This is a genomic window from Amycolatopsis melonis, assembly GCF_040064235.1.
Taxonomy (GTDB): domain Bacteria; phylum Actinomycetota; class Actinomycetes; order Mycobacteriales; family Pseudonocardiaceae; genus Amycolatopsis; species Amycolatopsis melonis.
Genome location: NZ_JBDZYD010000015.1, coordinates 183966 through 202495, shown reverse-complemented (window position 1 = coordinate 202495; position 18530 = coordinate 183966). Strand labels below are relative to the sequence as shown.

Genomic DNA, 18530 nt, shown 5'->3' with positions numbered 1-18530 from the left:
CCTACTCGGCTTCGAGATCACCTTCCAGCGACAGGTACACCTCGCGCATCTTCGCCAGCAGCTCCGGGTCCGGTTCCGCCCACAGCCCGCGGTCCGCGGCCTCGTTCAGCCGTTCCACGATGCCGCGCAGCGCCCACGGGTTCGCCTGCCGCAGGAACTCCTGGTTCACCTCGTCGAGCACGTAGGACTCGGTCAGCTTCTCGTACATCCAGTCGCCGACCACGCCGGCCGTGGCGTCGAAGCCGAACAGGTAGTCCACTGTGGCCGCCAGCTCGAAGGCGCCCTTGTAGCCGTGCCGGCGCATCGCCGCCAGCCAGCGGGGATTGACCACCCGGGCGCGGAACACCCGGGCCGTCTCCTCGCCCAGCGTCCGGGTGCGGACCGCGTCCGGCGACGTGCTGTCGCCCACGTAGGACGCCGGGGCCGCGCCCGTCAGCGCGCGGACCGTGGCGATCATCCCGCCGTGGTACTGGAAGTAGTCGTCGGAGTCGGCGATGTCGTGCTCGCGCGTGTCGGTGTTCTTCGCCGCGACCACGATGCGCTTGTAGGAGTTCTCCATGTCCTCGCGCGCCGGGCGGCCGTCCAGGTCGCGGCCGTAGGCGAAGCCGCCCCAGACCGCGTACACCTCCGCGAGGTCCTTGTCGTCGCGCCAGTTCCCGGAGTCCATCAGCGGCAGCAGTCCCGCGCCGTACGCGCCCGGCTTCGAACCGAAGATGCGGGTCGTCGCGCGGCGGGCGTCGCCGTGGGTCGCCAGATCCGCCGAGACGTGGGCCCGCACGAAGTTCTGGTCGTGCGGTTCGTCCAGCCCGGCCACCAGCCGCACCGCGTCGTCCAGCAGCGTGATGACGTGCGGGAACGCGTCGCGGAAGAAGCCGCTGATCCGGACGGTGACGTCGATGCGCGGACGGCCCAGCTCGGCCAGCGGGATCGCCTCGATGCCGGTGACGCGCCGCGAAGCTTCGTCCCACACCGGCTGGACACCCAGCAGCGCCAGGACTTCCGCGGCGTCGTCGCCGGAGGTCCGCATCGCCGAGGTGCCCCACACCGACAACCCGACCGACCGCGGCCAGCCGCCAGTGTCCTCGCGGTAGCGGCGCAGCAGGGAATCCGCCAGTGCCTGCCCGGTTTCCCAGGCGAGCCGGCTCGGGATGGCCTTCGGGTCGACGGTGTAGAAGTTCCGGCCGGTCGGCAGCACGTTGACCAGCCCGCGCAACGGCGATCCGCTCGGCCCGGCCGGGATGTAGCCGCCGTCCAGGGCGTGCAGCACGGCGTCGAGTTCGCCGGACGTGCCCGCCAGCCTCGGGACGATTTCCTCCGCAGCAAACGAAAGGACGCGCGCGACCTCGGCATCCGGCGCCACCGACGCGACGGCGGTGGCGTCCCACGCCCGCATTTCCATGGCCTCGACCAGCTCGCGCGCCGTCTTCTCCACGGCGTCCACTTCGGACATCGGCGCGTTGTCCTTCAGGCCGAGCGCCGACCGCAGGCCGGGGACCGCGCCCTGCCTGCCGCCCCACATCTGCGCCGCCCGCAGCATCGCCAGCACCAGGTTCACCCGGGCCGGGCCGATCGGCGCCGCGCCGAGGACGTGCAGGCCGTCGCGGATCTGGGCGTCCTTGACCTCGCAGAGCCAGCCGTCGATGTGCAGCAGGAAGTCGTCGAACTCCGCGTCGTGCGGGCGTTCCTCGACGCCGAGGTCGTGGTCCAGCTTCGCGGCCTGGATCAGCGTCCAGATCTGCTGCCGGATCGCCGGCAGCTTCGCCGGGTCCATGGCCGCGATGTTCGCGTGCTCGTCGAGCAGCTGCTCCAGCCGCGCCATGTCGCCGTAGGACTCCGCGCGTGCCATCGGCGGGATCAGGTGGTCGACGATCGTCGCGTGCGCCCGCCGCTTCGCCTGCGCGCCCTCACCCGGGTCGTTGATCAGGAAGGGGTAGACCAGCGGCAGGTTCCCGAGCACGGCGTCCGGCGCGCACGACGCCGAGAGCCCCGCCGTCTTGCCCGGCAGCCATTCCAGCGAGCCGTGCTTGCCGAGGTGGACGACGGCGTGCGCGCCGAACTCCTCCTCCAGCCAGCGGTAGGCGGCCAGGTAGTGGTGGCTCGGCGGCAGGTCGGGGTTGTGGTAGATCGCCACGGGGTTCTCGCCGAACCCGCGCGGCGGCTGGATCATGATGATGACGTTGCCGCTCTGCAGCGACGCCAGCACGATGTCGCCGTTGTCGACGTACAGCTCGCCCGGCGCCGGGCCCCAGTGCTCCTCCATGGCTTCGCGCAGTTCGGCCGGGAGCGCGTCGAACCACTCCTGGTAGCGCGCCGCGGGAACGCGGATCGGGTTCCCGGCCAGTTGTTCCTCGGTCAGCCACTCGGGGTCTTGGCCACCGGCGGCGATCAGCGCGTGGATGAGGGCATCGCCGTCGGGCTGCTCGGTGCCGGTCGGCTCGACGCCGGGGAACGCCTCCGGCCCCAGGTCGTAGCCGAGGTCGCGCATCCGCCGCAGCAGCTCGATCGCCGACGCGGGCGTGTCCAGCCCGACCGCGTTGCCGACGCGCGAATGCTTCGTCGGGTACGCGGACAGCATCAGCGCGATCCGGCGTTGCGACGTCGGCGTGTGCCGCAGCCGGGCATGCGCGAGGGCGATCTTCGCGACGCGGGACGCGCGCTCGGCGTCCGGCACGTACCGCGGCAGGCCGTCGGCGTCGAGTTCCTTGAAGGAGAACGGCACGGTGATCAGCCGCCCGTCGAACTCCGGCACGGCCATCTGGTTGCCCGCGTCGAGCGGCGAGAGGCCGTCGTCGTTCGCCGCCCACGTCTCGCGGTCGCTGGTCAGGCACAGCGCCTGCAGGATCGGGACGTCGAGCGCGGCCATCTCGGCGACGTCCCACGCCTCGTCGTCCCCGCCGGCGCCGACCTCGGACGGCCGCGTGCCGCCCGCCGCCAGCACCGTGACCAGCAGCGCGTCGACCTTGCCCAGCTCCGCCATCATTTCGGGCTCGCGCGTACGCAGCGAAGCACAGTAGATCGGCAACGCGCGCCCGCCCGCGGCCTCGATCGCGTCGGCGAGGGCGTGCACGAACGCGGTGTTCCCGGACAGGTGATGGGCGCGGTAGTACAGGATCCCGATCACCGGGCCCTCGGCCTGCGAAGAGCGTTCCAGCACCCCCCACGCGGGCTGCGGCGCGGGCGGCTCGAAGCCGTCGCCGGTGAGCAGGAGAGTGTCGGAGAGGAACCGGTGCAGCTGGGTGAGGTTCGCCGGCCCGCCCTGCGCGAGGTACGCGTGGGCCTCGGCGGCGATGCCCGCCGGGACGGTCGAGAGCTTCATCAGCTCGGCGTCCGGCGTCTGCTCCCCGCCCAGGACGACGACGTGCGCGCCGGAGGCCCGCAGCGCGTCCAGGCCGTCCTGCCAGGTCCGCGGGGTGCCGAGAATCCGCGCGACGACGATCTTCACGCCGTCGAGCAGCGCGGGCAGCTCGGCGACGTCGAGCCGGGCGGGGTTGCCGAGCCGGTACTCGCCGTCGGCGGCGCGGGCGCTGAGCAGGTCGGTGTCCGAAGTGGACAGAAGCAGGATCACGAGGTTCCTCCTCGGGGTCCGCGCCCCGGGTAGACGGGCGCGCCGGCCGGAGTTCCTGGCTCCCGGAGACGGCGTCTCCGGTCACAGTGGCGGGACCGCCCCGGACTTCCACCGGGTTCCTCCACCTGCCGACGCGTGGGTATCGCTCCCACTCTCCGGTGCGGCCGACCCGGCGTCAAGGTGACGTTGCCGGACCCCGGTCAGAGGCGCTTGGCCGCGCGGAACGCCTTCGCGTAGGTCCCGGAGCCGTCGATCAGCGACACCCCGCCCGCGTCGCCGAAGGTCGGCCCGTTCGCGACCTTGCGGCTGGAGAGCACCCGGTGGTGGCCGTCGCTGTCGATGCCCAGGTAAATGCCCGTGTGCGAGACCTGCGGGCCCAGCTGCGGCTCCAGGTTGAAGAACAGCACGTCACCCGGCTGCAGCGCGCTGAAGTCCGTCGCCTGCTTCTTCTCGTCGCGGATCACCTCGGTGCCGGGGCCCAGCTCCGACAGCGCCCACGCGCGCCGGGGCAGGCCGGGGCCCTTCGTGTTGGTGCCGAGCAGCGGGAAGCCCGCCCGGTAGCCGTACACCATCCGCACGAAACCCGAGCAGTCGAGCGAGCGGGCGCGGGCAGGCTCGGGCTTCTCGTGGACGCCGCCCGGGAAGTCCCAGTCGATGCCCAGGTAGTCGTAGAAGTCGGACTTCTCGAGGCGGCCCTCCGCGCTGTCCGGGCCGAAGCTGGCGTCCCCGCCGACACGCAGCTTCTTCGCCATCAGGTCGGGCGCGCCGTCGGTGTACTGCAGGGCGATGGCGAGGATGTCGGGGTCGGTGTCGCCGATCGCCTTCGGCAGCCAGTCGCCGAACCAGCGTTCCTTCTCCGCGCCGGCCCGCCACGGCTGCGGCGCCAGCCGGATCCAGGCGTTCGACGTGACGCTGACCTTGGTGAACCGCGGCTCGGTGAACGTCCGCGACCGGCCGGTCAGCAGCACCGTGCGGGAGCCGTCGGTGAACGACGCCAGCTGTGCGCCCGCCGAGTCGCGGACGACCGTGCGGGCCGGGTTCTCCAGGCGTTCGTAGGTGTAGGCCCCGGTGACCGCGGCACCGGTGGGAGCGGCCGACGCCGCGATCGCGGTGATCTCGGCCGCGTCCTGCCGGGCGACGTACACCGCGGCCGTGCCGGACACGCCGATGACCGCGGCCAGGACACCGGCCCGGATCGCCTTGCGCATCTTCACCTCACACCGTGGGAACCAGGCCGACCAGCACGCCGCTGATCAGGATCGCGTAACTGGCAAGGCTCACCCCGCCGGTCGCCAGGACCGTGGCCACCGGCTTCTGCCGCACCAGCTGGTAGGCGACCAGGCCGGGGACGACGAACCCGAGCGTCTGGTGCACGAACAGCAGCGGGAAGTCGGCCTGCAGGAACAGCAGCAACGTCGTCTGCAGCACGACACCGAGCAGCACGACCGCGGCGAACAGCCGCTTGCCGTAGAGGATCACCATGCGCTGCAGCAGCTTGGTGCCGCCGAAGGTCAGTGCGGTCATGAGCACGATGATCGCCGCGCGCCGGTAGTCCTCGACCATGGTCAGCGCGATCCAGCCGGGCGTGATCATGCCGCCGGGGGAGAGGTTCGTCGTCAGGTAGCAGACCAGCGACAGCAGCAGGCCGATGGCGAGCCCGACGGTGGCGACCTCGGGGGCGAGTGCGGTGGTGAGCATCAGGCGACCGGTTCCAGTTTGGCGAGTTCCTCGATGAGCAGTTCCCCCTGGCCGTGGATGTTGCCGATGGCGACGAGCGAGGCGTGCCGCTCGATGCCGCCGACGATCCCGCGCAGCAGTTCCCGCGGCGAGCGCGCCCCACCGAGGTCGACGACCCGGTCGTGCCATTCGGCGGGAATCGCGACGCGGGCGCTGCGCGTCGGCTCGCCGATCAGCACCACCCGCTCCGGCGCGATTTCGGGGATGAGCGCCCCCATCTGGCCGTTGCGCTCGACACGGTCCGGGCGGCAGTTGATGATCACGTGCAGCGGGTCGGTGATCGCGCCCTGGCGGCGCAGCTGGTCGATGTTCAGCAACGTCGACTCGGGATCGTTGGCGGCGAAGACGTTGGCGAACCGCAGCTGCCGCCGCCCGGCCCGGTACCGGTGCACCTGCAGCACCCCGGGATCCGGCGGCGCGGCCCACATGCCTTCCAGCGCCAGCCGCCGGTTGACACCGAGCAGCTCGGCGACGGCCAGCGCGATCGCGACGTTCTCCTTGAAGGTGATCCAGCCGAAGCCGCGCATCTCCTCGTCGCTGACAGATTCGGGATCGACTGCGATGAGTTCGCAGTTCCGCTTGGCGGCCTCCTCCTGGAGGATGTGCAGCCGGTCCTTTTCGGCGGTGAGGCAGATCCCGCCGACGGGCATCGACCGCGACAGCGACCGGGCGACGTCGTCGAGGGTCGGGCCCATCTCGGCGAGGTGGTCTTCCCGCACGTTGCACAGCACGCCGATGGTCGACTGGATGAGCTTGCTCTGGTTGATTTCCTGCAGCTCCGGCAGCACGGCCATGCATTCGATGACGAGAGCGTCCGGCCGGTAGGCAGCGGCCCGGCGCACGATCCCGATCTGCTCGACGACATTGGCGATGCCGAACTTCCGGTAGACGGGTTCTTCGCTCCCGTCCGGATGGATGAACCGCGCGGCGGTCCCGGTGGTCTTCGCGGTGGTGACGAGCCCGCCCCCACGCAGGGCGCCCGCGCAGAGCCGGGTGATGGAGGACTTCCCGCGGATGCCGTTGACGAGCACGCGCGTGGGAATGCTGTGCAGGTGCTTGTAGTGCTGCCGCTGTTCGACGACCCCGGCCCCGAGCATCGCCGCCGACGCCAGAACCAGCACGACGTAGAGGAAGGTCACGTCAGACCCCGGCCCCGTCCAGCCAGCTGAGGTAGTCGCTCTTGGCCTTGTCATCGGGGGTGCGCACGGGAATCCGGGGTGGGGTCTGCGGCCGTTTCCGGTACTCGGCGGGACGGCGGGCCGGAGTTTCGCCGGACCGGTCGGCCAGGGGTTTGCGGTCGGCGCGGGCCGGGTTGTCGCTGGGTCGCCGGTCGACCGGGGTCTTGCGTTCGGCTCGGGCCGGGGCCGGGGCCGGGGGCTCCTGGCGCCGGTCGGCGGCGGGTTCGGCGGGTCGCCGGTCAGCGCGGGCCGCGTTGTCGATGGGGCGCCGGTCGGCCGGAGTCCGGCGCTCGGTTCGCGCGGGGGCCGGGGACTCCCGTCGCCGGTCGGCTGCGGGTTCGCGCTGCGGCTCGGCTGGGCGGTGGGGTTCTGCCACGCGGGCGCTCGGCCGTTGGGCCCGCGGGGTTTGGGAGTCGCGTCGCGGCTCGGCTGGCCGCCATGGCGGTGCTGCGGGTCGCTCGGCGCGCGCGGGTGCGGCGGATTCAGCCGAAGTTCCGCGCTCGGCGTGGGCCCGGGGTGCGCTCTTGTGCCGCTGTCCGGCCGGTTCGGGTGTCTCGGCGGTGGGGCTTGGCCGCTTGGCCGGTGCCTTGCGCTCGGCTCGGATCGGGGCTTCGGTCTTGCGCCGCTGTCCGGCCGGGTCGGGTGTCTCGGCGGTGGGGCTCGGCCGCTTGGCGGGGGCTTCGGGCTCCGGCTCGTCGACGATCTTCTGCAACAGCTCCGTCTCGTCGGTGGCCGCGCCGGTGGGGCGGCGGGTCTCGCCGAGGCGGTTGTGGCCTTCGGTCAGAGCCTGGCGGCAGATCTCCACGCAGGATGCCACCGTGCCGATCTCGTCCTGGCGCTGCGGGTAGACCACCGCGGCCGTGTTGCCGTCCGCTATGCGGCCTGCCTCGGTGCCGATGCGGCGCAGCGGCCGGACCACCACCAGCAGGTGCCAGGCGAACAGCAGCAGCGCCACCACCGCCGTCAGCAGCGCCGCGACGCGGGCGCCCGAACGGACCGTGTTGTCCGCGAGGCCGAGCGAGCCGATCGGCTGCTCCGCGACCACCACCCACTTCAACGTCGCCGCCTGGCCCTTGTCGGCCAGCCGCTGCGCCGCGAGGAGGGCCGACGGGGTCGCCTCCCGGGCGTCTTTGCCGGACTGGGCCGCGTCGACGTTCTTGACCAGCGCCGGATCCGAAAGCGCCGCGAAGGCGAGGTAGCCCTCGGTGTCGGCGATCGTGCGCTTGCCCTCGTCGACGACGCGGACGCGGCCACCCGCCGAGCCCAGCAGCTCCGCCATGCGCGGCACGTCGTACTCGCCGACCAGCACGTTCGGCGAGTCCGGCAGCGGCGTGAACGCGTACACCACCGGCACCCGGCCGCTGGTGTTGTGCTGGCGCAGCCCTTCGCCGCCCGGCAGCTTGCCGGGGTCGCGCAGTGCTTCGCGCCCGGCCTGCACCAGCACCGCGCCCTCGGCGTCGGTCACGTAGACACTGCGGAACCGGCTTTCGGTGCCGGCGAGCCGGCCGAGCATGTCGCGCAGCTGGTCCGGCTGCTTCCCCTTGCCGAGGCGCGCCAGGGTCTGCAGGTCGTTGAGGCCTTCGGTGAGACTGCGACGCAACGTGTCGGCCGAGCGCGTCACGCGGACGCCGTGCTCGCTGAGCATCGTCGGGGAGACCTCGGCGTGCTGCCGCCCGAGCGTCGCGGCGACCGCGCCCGACCAGCCGAGCAGCGCCAGCGCGACCAGCACGACGGCCAGCTGGGCCGACAGCAGCGGGCGGACCTCCGGTTCCGGCTTGCGGCGGCGCAGCTTCGACCGGGTGTGCTCCAGCGCGGCCGTCACCCGGTTGACCTCGCGGATCCGCGACTGCCGGACCGGGTGGCCGAGTTCACCGGCCGCGACGGCGAGCGCGTCGTCGCGCAGGCGGCGGATCGGCGCGACGACCGTGCGCCGCAGCAGCACGAACCCGCCGACGGCCAGCGCGAGCAGCGCCGCGGCGGGGACGAGGCCGGGCCAGCGGACCGGCACCGCCTCGACCGGGAAACGGCTGAACGTGACGACCGAAAGGCCGAGGCTGCCGCCGATCCCGGCGGGGGAGACCGGCGCGTAGGAGACGACCGGAGCGCGCTCCTTGCCCTTCTCCGTCACGGCCGCGCCGGTGAGCACGCCGGACTGCCCGGCGGCGGCCGCCGTGGCGGCGCGGGCGAGCAGGTCCTGGGCCGGCCGGTCGGTCGCGGCCACGGCGGAACCGTGCGTGTGCAGCACCACGCCGTCCGCGGTGACCAGCCGGACCTGCTGCTGGGTGTCCTCGTCCAGGGTGCCGGCGGTGTTGCGCAGGGCCGTCGAGACGACGAGGAGCTTGCCGGCGCGAGCCCCGGTCAGCGGCAGCGCGGTGAGCACCAGCGGGGTGTCGCCCGGGCGGGCGACCGGGCGGACGGTGAGGTTCGCGACGGCAACTCCGCGCAGGGTCTCCACCGGCACCGGTTCACCGCGGGTGGCCACCACCTTCTGCGCGACCGGGTCGTAGACGACGACCCCGCGCCAGTCCTCGTAGGTTTCACCCAGACGGGTGAGGAGTGCGGTGTCGTCCGGGGTGTCGAACACGCTGGAGCCTGCCGCGACCTGGAGGTCGCCCGCGGCGGCCGTCGCGGAAGTGGCGACGCTCTGCGCGAGCCCGGCGGTCGTCCGCTGCTGGCCCGCGGTCAGCTCGTCGGGCACCCGGCCGCCGGCGTCGTTGGCCCTGATCAGGGCGAGGGGACCGGCGGTGGAGAGGTAAAGCGCGGTGAAGGCGGCGATCAGGAGCAGCAGAACGAACGCGACGGCGGACGCGACCCCGGCACCACGCGGGAAACCCGCTTCCGGAATCTGCGCACGCAGCCGCGCCACTCGATCTTCCTGTTGTCTCGGCCGATTCAACCTGGTCCCCCCAGGCCCTTTCAGTCATGCGATCCCGGAGGATCGCCGGCCACCACGGCCGATAGCGGAACATGCACCCGTTCGGGTCACGTGCAAGTATCAATGCTGCCTTTGGTGACGTTACAAGTACCTCCATCGGAGGACAAAGAGCGGCCAATGGTCCAGTGCACCGCCGTCAGTAGACTCCGGGTGGTGATCAGCCGACCGCGGACGTTGCTCGGAGTGGCCGGCGTGGCCGTTGCCCTGGCGCTGGTCCTCACCCTCGTCCTGGTTCTCGATGACGCGGAGTCACCGAAATCCGCGTCGCCCGCGCCGGAGGCCGGTTTGGATTCCCTGGTGACGACGTTCATCTCCGGCCTGTCCGCGGACCAGGAGTACCGCCCGCCGAAAACCGACGAACGTCGTACGGCGGCGGCCGGTTTCGCGGCGATTCTTGATCATCAAGGGGCGGCGGATTTCGAAAAGCTCGGTTTCACGGTGCGCGACGGCGTCGATCCGGCGACCCGGCGGCCGTACACGATCGCGACCGCCGACCCCGGCACCGAACGGGCCTGGGGGATGTACGTGATCGACCGGTCGGCGCCGCCGTCGCTGGTGGTCGAGGTCCCGCACCCGGCGTTCGACCTGCGGACGGAGCTGTTCGGCGTCGACCTGTTTCGGCGGGTGCCGGGCGCGGTGCTGCTCGTGGCGGGCGCCCACCGGAAGGCGGACGACGGCAAGGCCGACGTCGCGCACGAAGAGGACTCGGTGTTCCACGTCGTCGCGACGGTGCTGGCGGGACGCCGGCTGCCGCAGGTGCAGCTGCACGGCTTCCACGACCAGAACCTGCCGTCGACGGACATCGTGCTGTCATCCGGAGCGACGCTGGCGGGCGACGCGGCCCGCCGCGCGGCGGACCGGCTGACCGCGGACGGGCTGGCGGTGTGCCGGGCCTGGGAAGAGCGGTGCAAGGGCCTGGAGGGCACAACGAACGTCCAGGGCCGCATGGCCGCCGCCGAGGGCACGGTGTTCCTGCACGTGGAGATGAGCCGGACGGTGCGCGAGTCACCGGACCGGCGGGCGGACGTGGTGCGGGCGCTGGTGGAGGCTGAGCTGGCCCGGCCGTGAGGTGCGGGGGCTGAGCGTTCGGAGGCTCTGAGGTGGGGGAACGGAGAACAGCCCCTCGGACGTGGTCCGGGCGCCGGTGGAGGCTGAGGTGGGCAGGTCAGGCTGAGCGCTCGGCGTCGCCCGGGCGGCGGAGCGGTTTGGTGGAGAACGGCACCTTGACCGGCCCCTCGGATGTGGTTCGGCCGTGAGGTGGGCAGGTCAGGCTGAGCGCTCGGCGTCGCTCGGGCGGCGGAGCGGGTTGGTCGAGAACGGCACCTTGACCGGCCCCTCGGATCTGACCCGGCCGCGACGTGCGCAGGTCAGGCTGAGCGTTCGGAGTCCCCGAGCCGCGGGAATGGTTTCGTCGAGAACAGCACCTCCACCGACACCTCGAAGAACTCCGCGATCCGCAGCGCCAGGTACAGCGACGGGCTGTACTCGCCGCGCTCCAGGTAGCCGATCGTCTGGTAGTGCACGCCGAGGGCCTCGGCCAGCTGGCGCCGGGAGATCGACCGCTCCGCGCGCAGCATCGCGATCCGGTTGTAGACGACCTCACTCATCACTACCCCACACGCTGCATGGCCTTCTCCCGCCGTTCGGCCACCGACGAACCCGCTTCGCGCCGTGCCATGCGGCGGAGCAGGATCGGCGCCAGCGTCAATCCGATCACGGACCAGGCGAGCAGCACCGCCAGGGTCGGCAGTGGCCGCCACGAGTGGCCGATCTCGACGATGACCGCGCTGTCCGGGAGCAGGGCCGAGCGCATTCCCAGGCCCAGCCAGTACATCGGGAACACCTGCGCGACCGTCTGCACCCACCCTGGCAGGGCGATGATCGGGTAGAAGATTCCCGAGATCGCGCCCAGGCCCATCACCGGCAGCACGATCAGGCCCGTCGACCGCGCGTTCTTGGTCAGCGACCCCAGCGCCGCGCCGATCGGCATCGTCGCGAAGAACCCGAGGAGCAGCACCCCCAGCAGGTGCAGGTACGACCAGGCGCCGTCCGGTGCCAGCGAGGAGAAGACGAACAGGGACGGGACCAGGACCGCCGCCAGCGAGGTGAGCTGCTGGAGCGAGAGCGCGGTGGTCCGCCCCACCAGGTACCCCAGCATGCCGTTCGGGGTTGCCTTCGCCCGCAGCAGCGTGCCGTCCTCGCGGTCGACCGCCAGGTAGCCCGCCGCGCCGGTCAGGCCGTTGAACACGATGCCCGCGCCGAGCACGCTGGGCACGGTCGCCGCGCCCAGCGACAGGGCCGTGCCCGGCAGGGTCGCGTTGCGCATGAAGAACAGCGTGCCGAGGAAGAGCACCACGAAGACGAGCTGGCCGACCACGTCGTCGAGGTTGGTCCACGTCTGCTTGAACTCGATCCAGCCACGGGCCAGCCCGGAGCGGAGTGCCGCGGTCCTGGCGTTCATCGCGCACCCGCTTCCTGGAGGCCGAGCTCCGTCTCGCCGCCGGCCTCCGCGCGGTGGACCAGCGCCATGTAGGTGTCCTCCAGCGACGCGCGCCGGACCTCGAGGTCCGCGACCGCCTCGCCGTACTGCTTGAACAGGTCGTACACGTACTTCGTCGCTTCGGTCGTCGAGTGGACGAAGCGGTGGCCGTCGACGCTCCAGCGGACCTCGGCCTCGCCGGAGATCTGCCGGCTGAGCTCGTCGGCCGAGCCGTCGGCGATGATCCGGCCGCCGTTGAGGATGAGGATCCGGTCGGCCAGCTTCTCGGCCTCGTCGAGGTCGTGCGTGGTGAGCAGGATCGTGGTGTCCAGCTCGTCGGACAGCCGGTGCACCAGGTCGTGGAACTCCCGCCGCGCCTCCGGGTCGAACCCCGCCGTCGGCTCGTCGAGGAACAGCACCTCGGGACGGCCGACGATGCCGATCGCGACGTCGAGCCGCCGCCGTTGCCCGCCGGAGAGGTGCTTGAGCTTCTTGCCCGCGTGCTCGGTGAGCCCGACCGCCGCGATGAGCTCGTCGGCAGGCCACGGCCGGGGACGCGCGTCCGTCGAGTACGGCGCGTAGTACCGGCCGAGGTGCGCCAGCAGCTCGCGGACCCGCCACTTCCCGTGGTCGCGCCACGACTGGAGCACGACCCCCAGTCGCGCCCGCCAGGCCTCGCCGCCGTGTGCCGGGTCGGTGCCCAGCACGCTCACCTCGCCCGCCGACCGCATCCGGAAGCCCTCGAGGATCTCGATCGTGGTCGTCTTGCCCGCGCCGTTCGGCCCGAGCAGGCAGACGACCTCGCCGCGGTACGCCTCGAAGTCGACGCCGTGCAGCACGTCGCTGCTGCCGTAGCGCATCCGCAGCCCGCGCACCCGGACCGCGGGGACCGCCGGGTCTCTCATGATGGTGCCTCCCCCCATCTGACTGGTGCGATCGAATGTAGCACACCTGCTACATCTCGTCGAACTTGTACTCCCCGGGGAACTTGACCCACGGTCATCCGGTTCGCCGGGCATGGGTACTTGGCTGGGACTTCGCCCTTCCGGGCGGCGTGGTGATCCTGCTGGTCATGGCCGCGATCGAACTGCGGCCGCGCAAGAACGGCTCGCGCTTCAAGGCGCGGCTGTCCGCGACCTACCTCGAAGAGACCACCGCCTTCCTCTACGGCACCAAGCGGCGTGAGCTGGAACACCGGGAAACGATGTCGATGCTCGTCGAGCAGGACGCCGAAGGGGCGCCACCCTGGCGTGACGTGGACCTGGACCGCGGAACGGCCAGGATCCGCCCCCGCTCGGACCCGCCGGAGCCGGAAAGCCGCCAGCTACAGTGACCTCATGCCGACCCCAGCACGCGTGCGAGCCGACGCGTGCCCCGGCGTTTTCGCCACCCACGACGCCGCCGACGGCCCATTGGCCCGGGTCCGCCTGCCGGGCGGCACGATTTCCGCAGCGCAGCTGCGGGCGCTGGCCGACGCCGCCGAGGCGTGCGGGGACGGCGACCTCCACCTCACTTCGCGCGGCAACGTCCAGCTGCGCGGCGTCACCCGGCCCGGGCTCGCCGGGCGGCTGGCCGACGCCGGCCTGCTGCCGTCGCCGTCGCACGAGCGGGTCCGCAACGTCCTCGCGTCGCCGTTGAGCGGGCTGCGCGGCGGCCTCGCCGACGTCCGCGGCCTGGCCGCCGCGCTCGACGACCTGCTGTGCGCGACGCCGGAACTCGCCGCGCTGCCCGGACGCTTCCTCTTCGCCTTCGACGACGGCCGCGGCGACGTCGCCGGGGAAGGCGCCGACGTCTGCTGGCGCGCGACCGGCCCTGGCAGCGGGACGCTCCTGCTCGCCGGCGGCGACACCGGCCGCCGGGTGACGCGCGCGGACGCCGTGTCCACGCTGGTGGCGGTCGCGCTGGAGTTCTGCCGGATCCGGGGAACCGCCTGGCGGGTCGCCGAACTCGACGACCCCGCCTGGCGCGGGACACCGGTGCCGCGAACCGAGGCCGAAGTCCCGGCCGGGCTCATCGAGCGCGACGGCGGCTTCGCGGCGGGTGTCGTCCCGCGCTTCGGGCAGCTGAGCGCCGGGCAGGCCCGTGCGCTGGCGCAGTTCGGGACCGCCCTGGTCACCCCGTGGAAGTCCGTGGTCCTGCCGGACGTGCCCGCCGACGTCTTCGACCGGCTGGGGTTCGGCGGGACCGCGCTGGGGACCACCGCCTGCATCGGACGGCCCGGCTGCGCGAAGTCGCGTGCCGACGTGCGGGCCGACGCGGTGTTCCGGCCCGGGCTGCGTGCGCACTTCTCCGGCTGCGAACGGCGGTGCGGCAGGCCGTCGCAGTCCCATGTGGACGTCGTCGCCGAGGACGGCGGTTATCGCATCGACGGCCGGTGGGTGCCGATCGACGAGCTGAAGGGATGTCTGTGATCGACTACCTGCGGGACGGTGCCGAGATCTACCGGCACTCGTTCGCCACGATCCGCGAGGAGGCGGACCTGGCGATCCTGCCCGACGACGTGGCCGGGCTGGCGGTCCGGATGATCCACGCCTGCGGCATGGTCGATCTGGTCGACGACCTGCGCTACACGCTCGACGTCGTCGAGTCCGGCCGCGCGGCGCTCGAAGCAGGCGCGCCGATCCTGTGCGACGCGCAGATGATCGCCAGCGGCGTCACCCGCCGCCGTCTGCCCGCGGGCAACGAAGTGCTCTGCACCCTGTCGGACCCGAGCGTGCCGTCGCTCGCCGAGCGGATGGGCACGACGCGCTCGGCCGCCGCGCTGGAGCTGTGGCGCGACAAGCTGCCCGGCTCGGTCGTGGCGATCGGCAACGCGCCGACCGCGCTGTTCCGCCTGCTGGAGATCCTCGACGAAGGCGTCGGCGCGCCCGCGGCGATCATCGGTGTCCCGGTCGGGTTCGTCGGTGCGGTGGAGTCCAAAGTGGAGCTGGCGAAGCGGGCTCCGGCGCCGTACCTCGTGGTGCACGGGCGGCGCGGCGGCAGTGCCATGGCCGTCGCCGCCATCAACGCGTTGGCGAGCGCCGAAGAATGAGCCTCGGAAAGCTGTACGGCGTCGGGCTCGGCCCCGGCGACCCGGAACTCATGACGGTCAAGGCGGCGCGGATCATCTCCGAAGCGCACGTCATCGCCTATCACAGCGCGCGGCACGGCCGGAGCATCGCGCGGTCGGTCGCCGAGCCGTACCTGCGCGAAGGGCAGATCGAGGAGAAGCTCGTCTACCCGGTCACCACCGAGACGACCGACCACCCCGGCGGCTACGAGGGCGCGATCGCCGACTTCTACGAGCTGAGCGCGAAGCGGCTCGCCGAGCACCTCGACGCGGGCCGCGACGTCGTCCTGCTCTGCGAAGGCGACCCCTTCTTCTACGGCTCGTACATGTACATGCACGAACGGCTGGCCGGGCGGTTCGAAGCCATCGTCGTGCCCGGGGTGACGTCGGTGAGCGCGGCGTCGTCGGTGCTCGGCCGCCCGCTGGTCCAGCGCGACGAGGTCCTGACGGTGCTGCCGGGCACGCTGCCCGCGCCCGAGCTGGCCCGGCGGCTCGCCGACACCGACGCCGCAGCCGTGCTGAAACTCGGCCGCACGTTCTCGTCGGTCCGCGACGCACTGGCCGAGGCGGGCAAGCTCGACGACGCCGTCTACGTCGAACGCGCGACCTGGGGACAGCAGCGGATCGAGCCCTTCGCCGACGTGGACCCGTCGACGGTTCCGTACTTCTCGCTGGCGTTGCTGCCCAGTCCCGCGTATGCGTCGCGGCAGTCGCCTGCACCGGCACCCGCGGCTGCCGCTGAAGGCGGCGAAGTGGTCGTCGTCGGCCTCGGACCCGCGGGGCCCGAGTGGCTGACGCCGGAAGCCGCGGCCGAACTGGACGCGGCCGAGCACATCGTCGGGTACGGCCCGTACGTCGCCCGCGTCCCGCAGAAGGCCGGGCAGCAGCGGCACGCGTCCGGCAACCGCGTCGAGGCCGACCGGGCCGTCGAAGCCTTGTCGCTGGCCGCTTCCGGCGCACGCGTCGCTGTCGTGTCCTCGGGTGACCCGGGGGTGTTCGCGATGGCGTCGGCGGTCCTGGAACAGCTGGCCGCCGGGCACGGCGCGGGCGTGCGGGTGCGGATCGTCCCTGGCGTGACGGCGGCCCAGGCGGCGGCGTCGCGGGTCGGCGCGCCGCTCGGGCACGACTACTGCGTCCTCTCGCTGTCCGATCGCCTCAAGCCGTGGGAGATCATCGAGAAGCGGCTCGACGCGGCGGGCGCGGCGGATCTGGTGCTGGCGCTGTACAACCCGGCTTCGCGGTCACGGACGACCCAGCTCGTCGCGGCGATCGAGGTGCTGCTGCGCCACCGCGCGCCGTCGACGCCGGTCGTGGTCGCGCGGGACGTCGGCGGCCAGGAGGAGGACATCCGGGTCACCACGCTCGGCGGCCTCGATCCGTCCACTGTGGACATGCGCTGCCTGCTGATCGTGGGGTCCAGCCGCACCCGCGTGGACGGCGGTGTCGTCTGGACCCCACGCAGCTACTAGCCGAGCGCGGTCAGGAACGCCGTCCCGTTCGGCGTTCCGATGCCCGTGACGTCGTCGTAGCCGTCGCGGACGTGGATCGTCAGCACGGCGTCCGCGTCCAGCGACCGCAGGCTCGGCGCCGAGTAGCCTGCCGACGCGTCGACCGAGTTGTTGTAGTTGACCCGGGCGACGGCCATCGGTGCCGGTGGCTGCCTGACGTCGTGGAACGCCGAGGTGCCCGCCTTCGCGTACAGCCGCGGGTTCGCGAAGCCGAACGTGCTGCCCGCCCGCTGCTGCGCCAGCGCGACGAACGCGGCGAACAGCGGGGACGCCAGGCTCGTGCCGCCGATGCGGTACTCGCTGTACCTGACCGAGCCGTCCGGGAAAGCCTGCGTCTGGCCGACCAGGAACCCGGTGTTCGGGTCGGCCAGCGCGGCCACGTCGGGCACCGCGCGCATCGGCTGCGGGCGGGCGCCGTTCGCCGTCGCGATGGCGTTCGGGACCACCCCGGCCTGGTACGCGGGCTGCGGGAACAGCCGGCTCGTGCCGCCGCCCGCGCCGCCGAAGAACTCACCCGGCGGTGCCGGCACCCACGTGCCGTTCGTCAGCACCGACCGGCCGGTCTCCCACCCGGTCTCGAACAGGTACTCGCCGCCCGCGCCGACGCCCAGTGACGTCCCGCCGACCGCGGTCACCCACGGGCTCGACGCGGGCCAGTCCGGCGTCGCGTTCGGGTAGTTGGCCGCGATGCCGTCGGTCTCGTCGGCGTTGTCCCCGCTGGAGAAGTAGACGCCGATGCCGGTCGCGGCCGCCTCGATCAGCGTGTCGTTGAACGGCTTGACGTAGCCAGTGGGCAGCAGCTCGGTCGAGAACCCGTAGGAGTTCGTCACGATCGAGGCCAGGTGCTGGTCGACGACGTGGTTCATCGCCGCGTCGAGGTCCTGGTAGTTGTTCGGCGAACCGACGTACACGATGTTCGCGCCCGGCGCGATGCTGTGCACCGCCTCGACGTCGAGGGTCTCCTCGCCGTACCAGCCCTGCGGGTCCTGCTTCGGGTTCTGCGGCCGCCGGTACACGCCCGGCGGCGTCACCTGGGTGAGCTGGTTGCCCGACAGCTGCGGCAGGCCGTGCCGGCTCGAGTAGGTGTTGACGTCGGCCAGGATCGTCGGCGACGCGTAGGCGTCGATGATCGCCACCGTCTGTCCCGTGCCGTCGTTCCCGCCGGCGATGGCCTGCTGGACGCCGTACGCGCTCCGCAGCTGCGAAGGCGTGTAGCCGCAGGGCGCCCACGGGTTCGGGTGGCCGTAGGCGTCGGGCACGTGGATGCCGTCCGGCGTCGGCGTGGTCGCGGTGGACTTCTCGCCGTAGTACGCCGAGCACGGCGGGGCGTTGACGAACGCGGGCGACGGGCTCGCCGCCGGTCCCGCCGACGGCTGGACCAGGGCGAACGACTCGTCGAGCCCGACAACGGCGCTGATCCCCGCGGGCAGCCCGGCAGGCAGCGACAGCTCCTTCTCGGGCGCGCGGAGCGTCTTGCCGCCCACCTTGAACTCGCCGAAGCTGGTGCCGAACGCGGCCGCCGCCTGCGCGACCGTGCCTTCGGCCTGCACGTACCGGCGGTTGCCCGGGGTGTAGCCGACGTCGAAACCGGCCTGGCGCAGCCACTGCTGCACCGCGGTCACGTCGTTCTGCGACGGCGCGAACCGCTGCCGGAACTGCGCCGCGGTCAGGAACCGGCCGTAGTCCGCCGAACCCGGCGTGGAAACGCGGCTCGCCACCGCGGCGGCATCCCCGGCCCAGCCGAGATAGACGCGGAACGCGACATTGTCGGCGGCATTCGCCGCCCCGGCGCGGGTGGCCGATTTCGCCCAGCCCGGGACACTGCCCGGCAAGGGGGTGCGGTCGCTCGCCGAGGCCGGGGCCCCGAACAGGAGCCCGGCGGTCGTCACGGCCGTGGTGGCCAGCACGAGCAGCCGGAACGCGGGTGTGCGCATGGCTTGGTCCTCCTCGCGGAAGTCGCCCCTGCGACGGTGGAGGGGCGCGGAGAAAAACTAGTTCCGTGAATGCGGATTGACCAGTCCCGTGATCGAGCCGATGCCGGTATCGAATATTTCGGGCGGTGCCTTTTTTGCGCATTAA

General features: G+C 72.3%; 14 protein-coding genes and 1 riboswitch. Of the genes, 5 read left to right on the top strand and 9 right to left on the bottom strand.

All coding sequences use genetic code 11. The features are described from left to right. Nucleotide 1: 1 nt before the first annotated feature. From cobN to ABJI51_RS35620, 5 genes are all read right to left on the bottom strand, one after another. Nucleotides 2-3565: a cobaltochelatase subunit CobN gene (cobN, locus tag ABJI51_RS35640; protein ID WP_348955499.1), complete on the bottom strand. Its 3564-nt coding sequence runs from the start codon at nt 3563-3565 to the stop codon at nt 2-4. Between the two features lie 49 nt (nt 3566-3614). After that, nucleotides 3615-3687, bottom strand: a riboswitch (cobalamin riboswitch). Between the two features lie 78 nt (nt 3688-3765). Further along, on the bottom strand, nt 3766-4773 hold the full coding sequence (locus ABJI51_RS35635; protein WP_348955498.1) for an NlpC/P60 family protein: 1008 nt from the start codon (nt 4771-4773) through the stop codon (nt 3766-3768). Nucleotides 4774-4780: 7 nt separating this feature from the next. Then, nucleotides 4781-5263, bottom strand: a complete 483-nt coding sequence (locus ABJI51_RS35630) for a poly-gamma-glutamate biosynthesis protein PgsC/CapC (protein WP_348955497.1) — start codon at nt 5261-5263, stop codon at nt 4781-4783. Further along, a complete protein-coding gene (gene pgsB, locus ABJI51_RS35625) occupies nt 5263-6441 on the bottom strand; it encodes a poly-gamma-glutamate synthase PgsB (RefSeq protein ID WP_348955496.1) in 1179 nt (392 codons plus the stop codon). Before pgsB ends, ABJI51_RS35630 begins: the two co-directional genes overlap by 1 nt. Nucleotide 6442: 1 nt before the next feature. Continuing rightward, nucleotides 6443-9346 carry a HAMP domain-containing protein gene (locus ABJI51_RS35620; protein WP_348955495.1) on the bottom strand — a complete coding sequence of 968 codons (2904 nt, stop codon included), beginning with the start codon at nt 9344-9346 and terminating at the stop codon, nt 6443-6445. A gap of 222 nt (nt 9347-9568) precedes the next feature. Between ABJI51_RS35620 and ABJI51_RS35615 the strand changes: the two genes are divergently transcribed. Further along, entirely contained in the window at nt 9569-10483 is a 915-nt protein-coding gene (locus ABJI51_RS35615; protein WP_348955494.1) for a hypothetical protein, read from the top strand. 299 nt (nt 10484-10782) lie between these two features. Here ABJI51_RS35615 and ABJI51_RS35610 read toward each other — a convergent pair whose 3' ends face one another. From ABJI51_RS35610 to ABJI51_RS35600, 3 genes are read right to left on the bottom strand one after another with little or no spacing between them, the layout of a single operon-like run. Next, nucleotides 10783-11022 carry a helix-turn-helix transcriptional regulator gene (locus ABJI51_RS35610; protein WP_348955493.1) on the bottom strand — a complete coding sequence of 80 codons (240 nt, stop codon included), beginning with the start codon at nt 11020-11022 and terminating at the stop codon, nt 10783-10785. Nucleotides 11023-11024: 2 nt separating this feature from the next. Then, a complete protein-coding gene (locus tag ABJI51_RS35605) occupies nt 11025-11876 on the bottom strand; it encodes an ABC transporter permease (RefSeq protein ID WP_348955492.1) in 852 nt (283 codons plus the stop codon). After that, entirely contained in the window at nt 11873-12799 is a 927-nt protein-coding gene (locus ABJI51_RS35600; protein ID WP_348955491.1) for an ABC transporter ATP-binding protein, read from the bottom strand. Before ABJI51_RS35600 ends, ABJI51_RS35605 begins: the two co-directional genes overlap by 4 nt. Before the next feature lie 167 nt (nt 12800-12966). On the opposite strand from ABJI51_RS35600, the gene ABJI51_RS35595 reads away from it, so the two are divergent. The 4 genes from ABJI51_RS35595 to ABJI51_RS35580 are packed head-to-tail and all read left to right on the top strand — an operon-like array spanning nt 12967 to nt 16412. Then, on the top strand, nt 12967-13227 hold the full coding sequence (locus ABJI51_RS35595; protein WP_348955490.1) for a DUF6191 domain-containing protein: 261 nt from the start codon (nt 12967-12969) through the stop codon (nt 13225-13227). Between the two features lie 4 nt (nt 13228-13231). After that, the gene (locus ABJI51_RS35590) at nt 13232-14305 is read left to right on the top strand and encodes a precorrin-3B synthase (protein ID WP_348955489.1); all 1074 of its coding nucleotides are present in this window, start codon (nt 13232-13234) and stop codon (nt 14303-14305) included. Beyond that, the gene (locus ABJI51_RS35585; RefSeq protein WP_348955606.1) at nt 14302-14925 is read left to right on the top strand and encodes a precorrin-8X methylmutase; all 624 of its coding nucleotides are present in this window, start codon (nt 14302-14304) and stop codon (nt 14923-14925) included. The genes ABJI51_RS35590 and ABJI51_RS35585 overlap by 4 nt, the downstream gene beginning before the upstream one ends. Continuing rightward, nucleotides 14922-16412: a precorrin-2 C(20)-methyltransferase gene (locus tag ABJI51_RS35580; protein ID WP_348955488.1), complete on the top strand. Its 1491-nt coding sequence runs from the start codon at nt 14922-14924 to the stop codon at nt 16410-16412. Before ABJI51_RS35585 ends, ABJI51_RS35580 begins: the two co-directional genes overlap by 4 nt. Here the strand turns inward: ABJI51_RS35580 and ABJI51_RS35575 are convergent. Beyond that, complete coding sequence (locus tag ABJI51_RS35575; RefSeq protein WP_348955486.1) at nt 16409-18385, bottom strand: S53 family peptidase; 1977 nt, start codon at nt 18383-18385, stop codon at nt 16409-16411. The genes ABJI51_RS35580 and ABJI51_RS35575 overlap by 4 nt on opposite strands. Nucleotides 18386-18530: the final 145 nt, after the last annotated feature.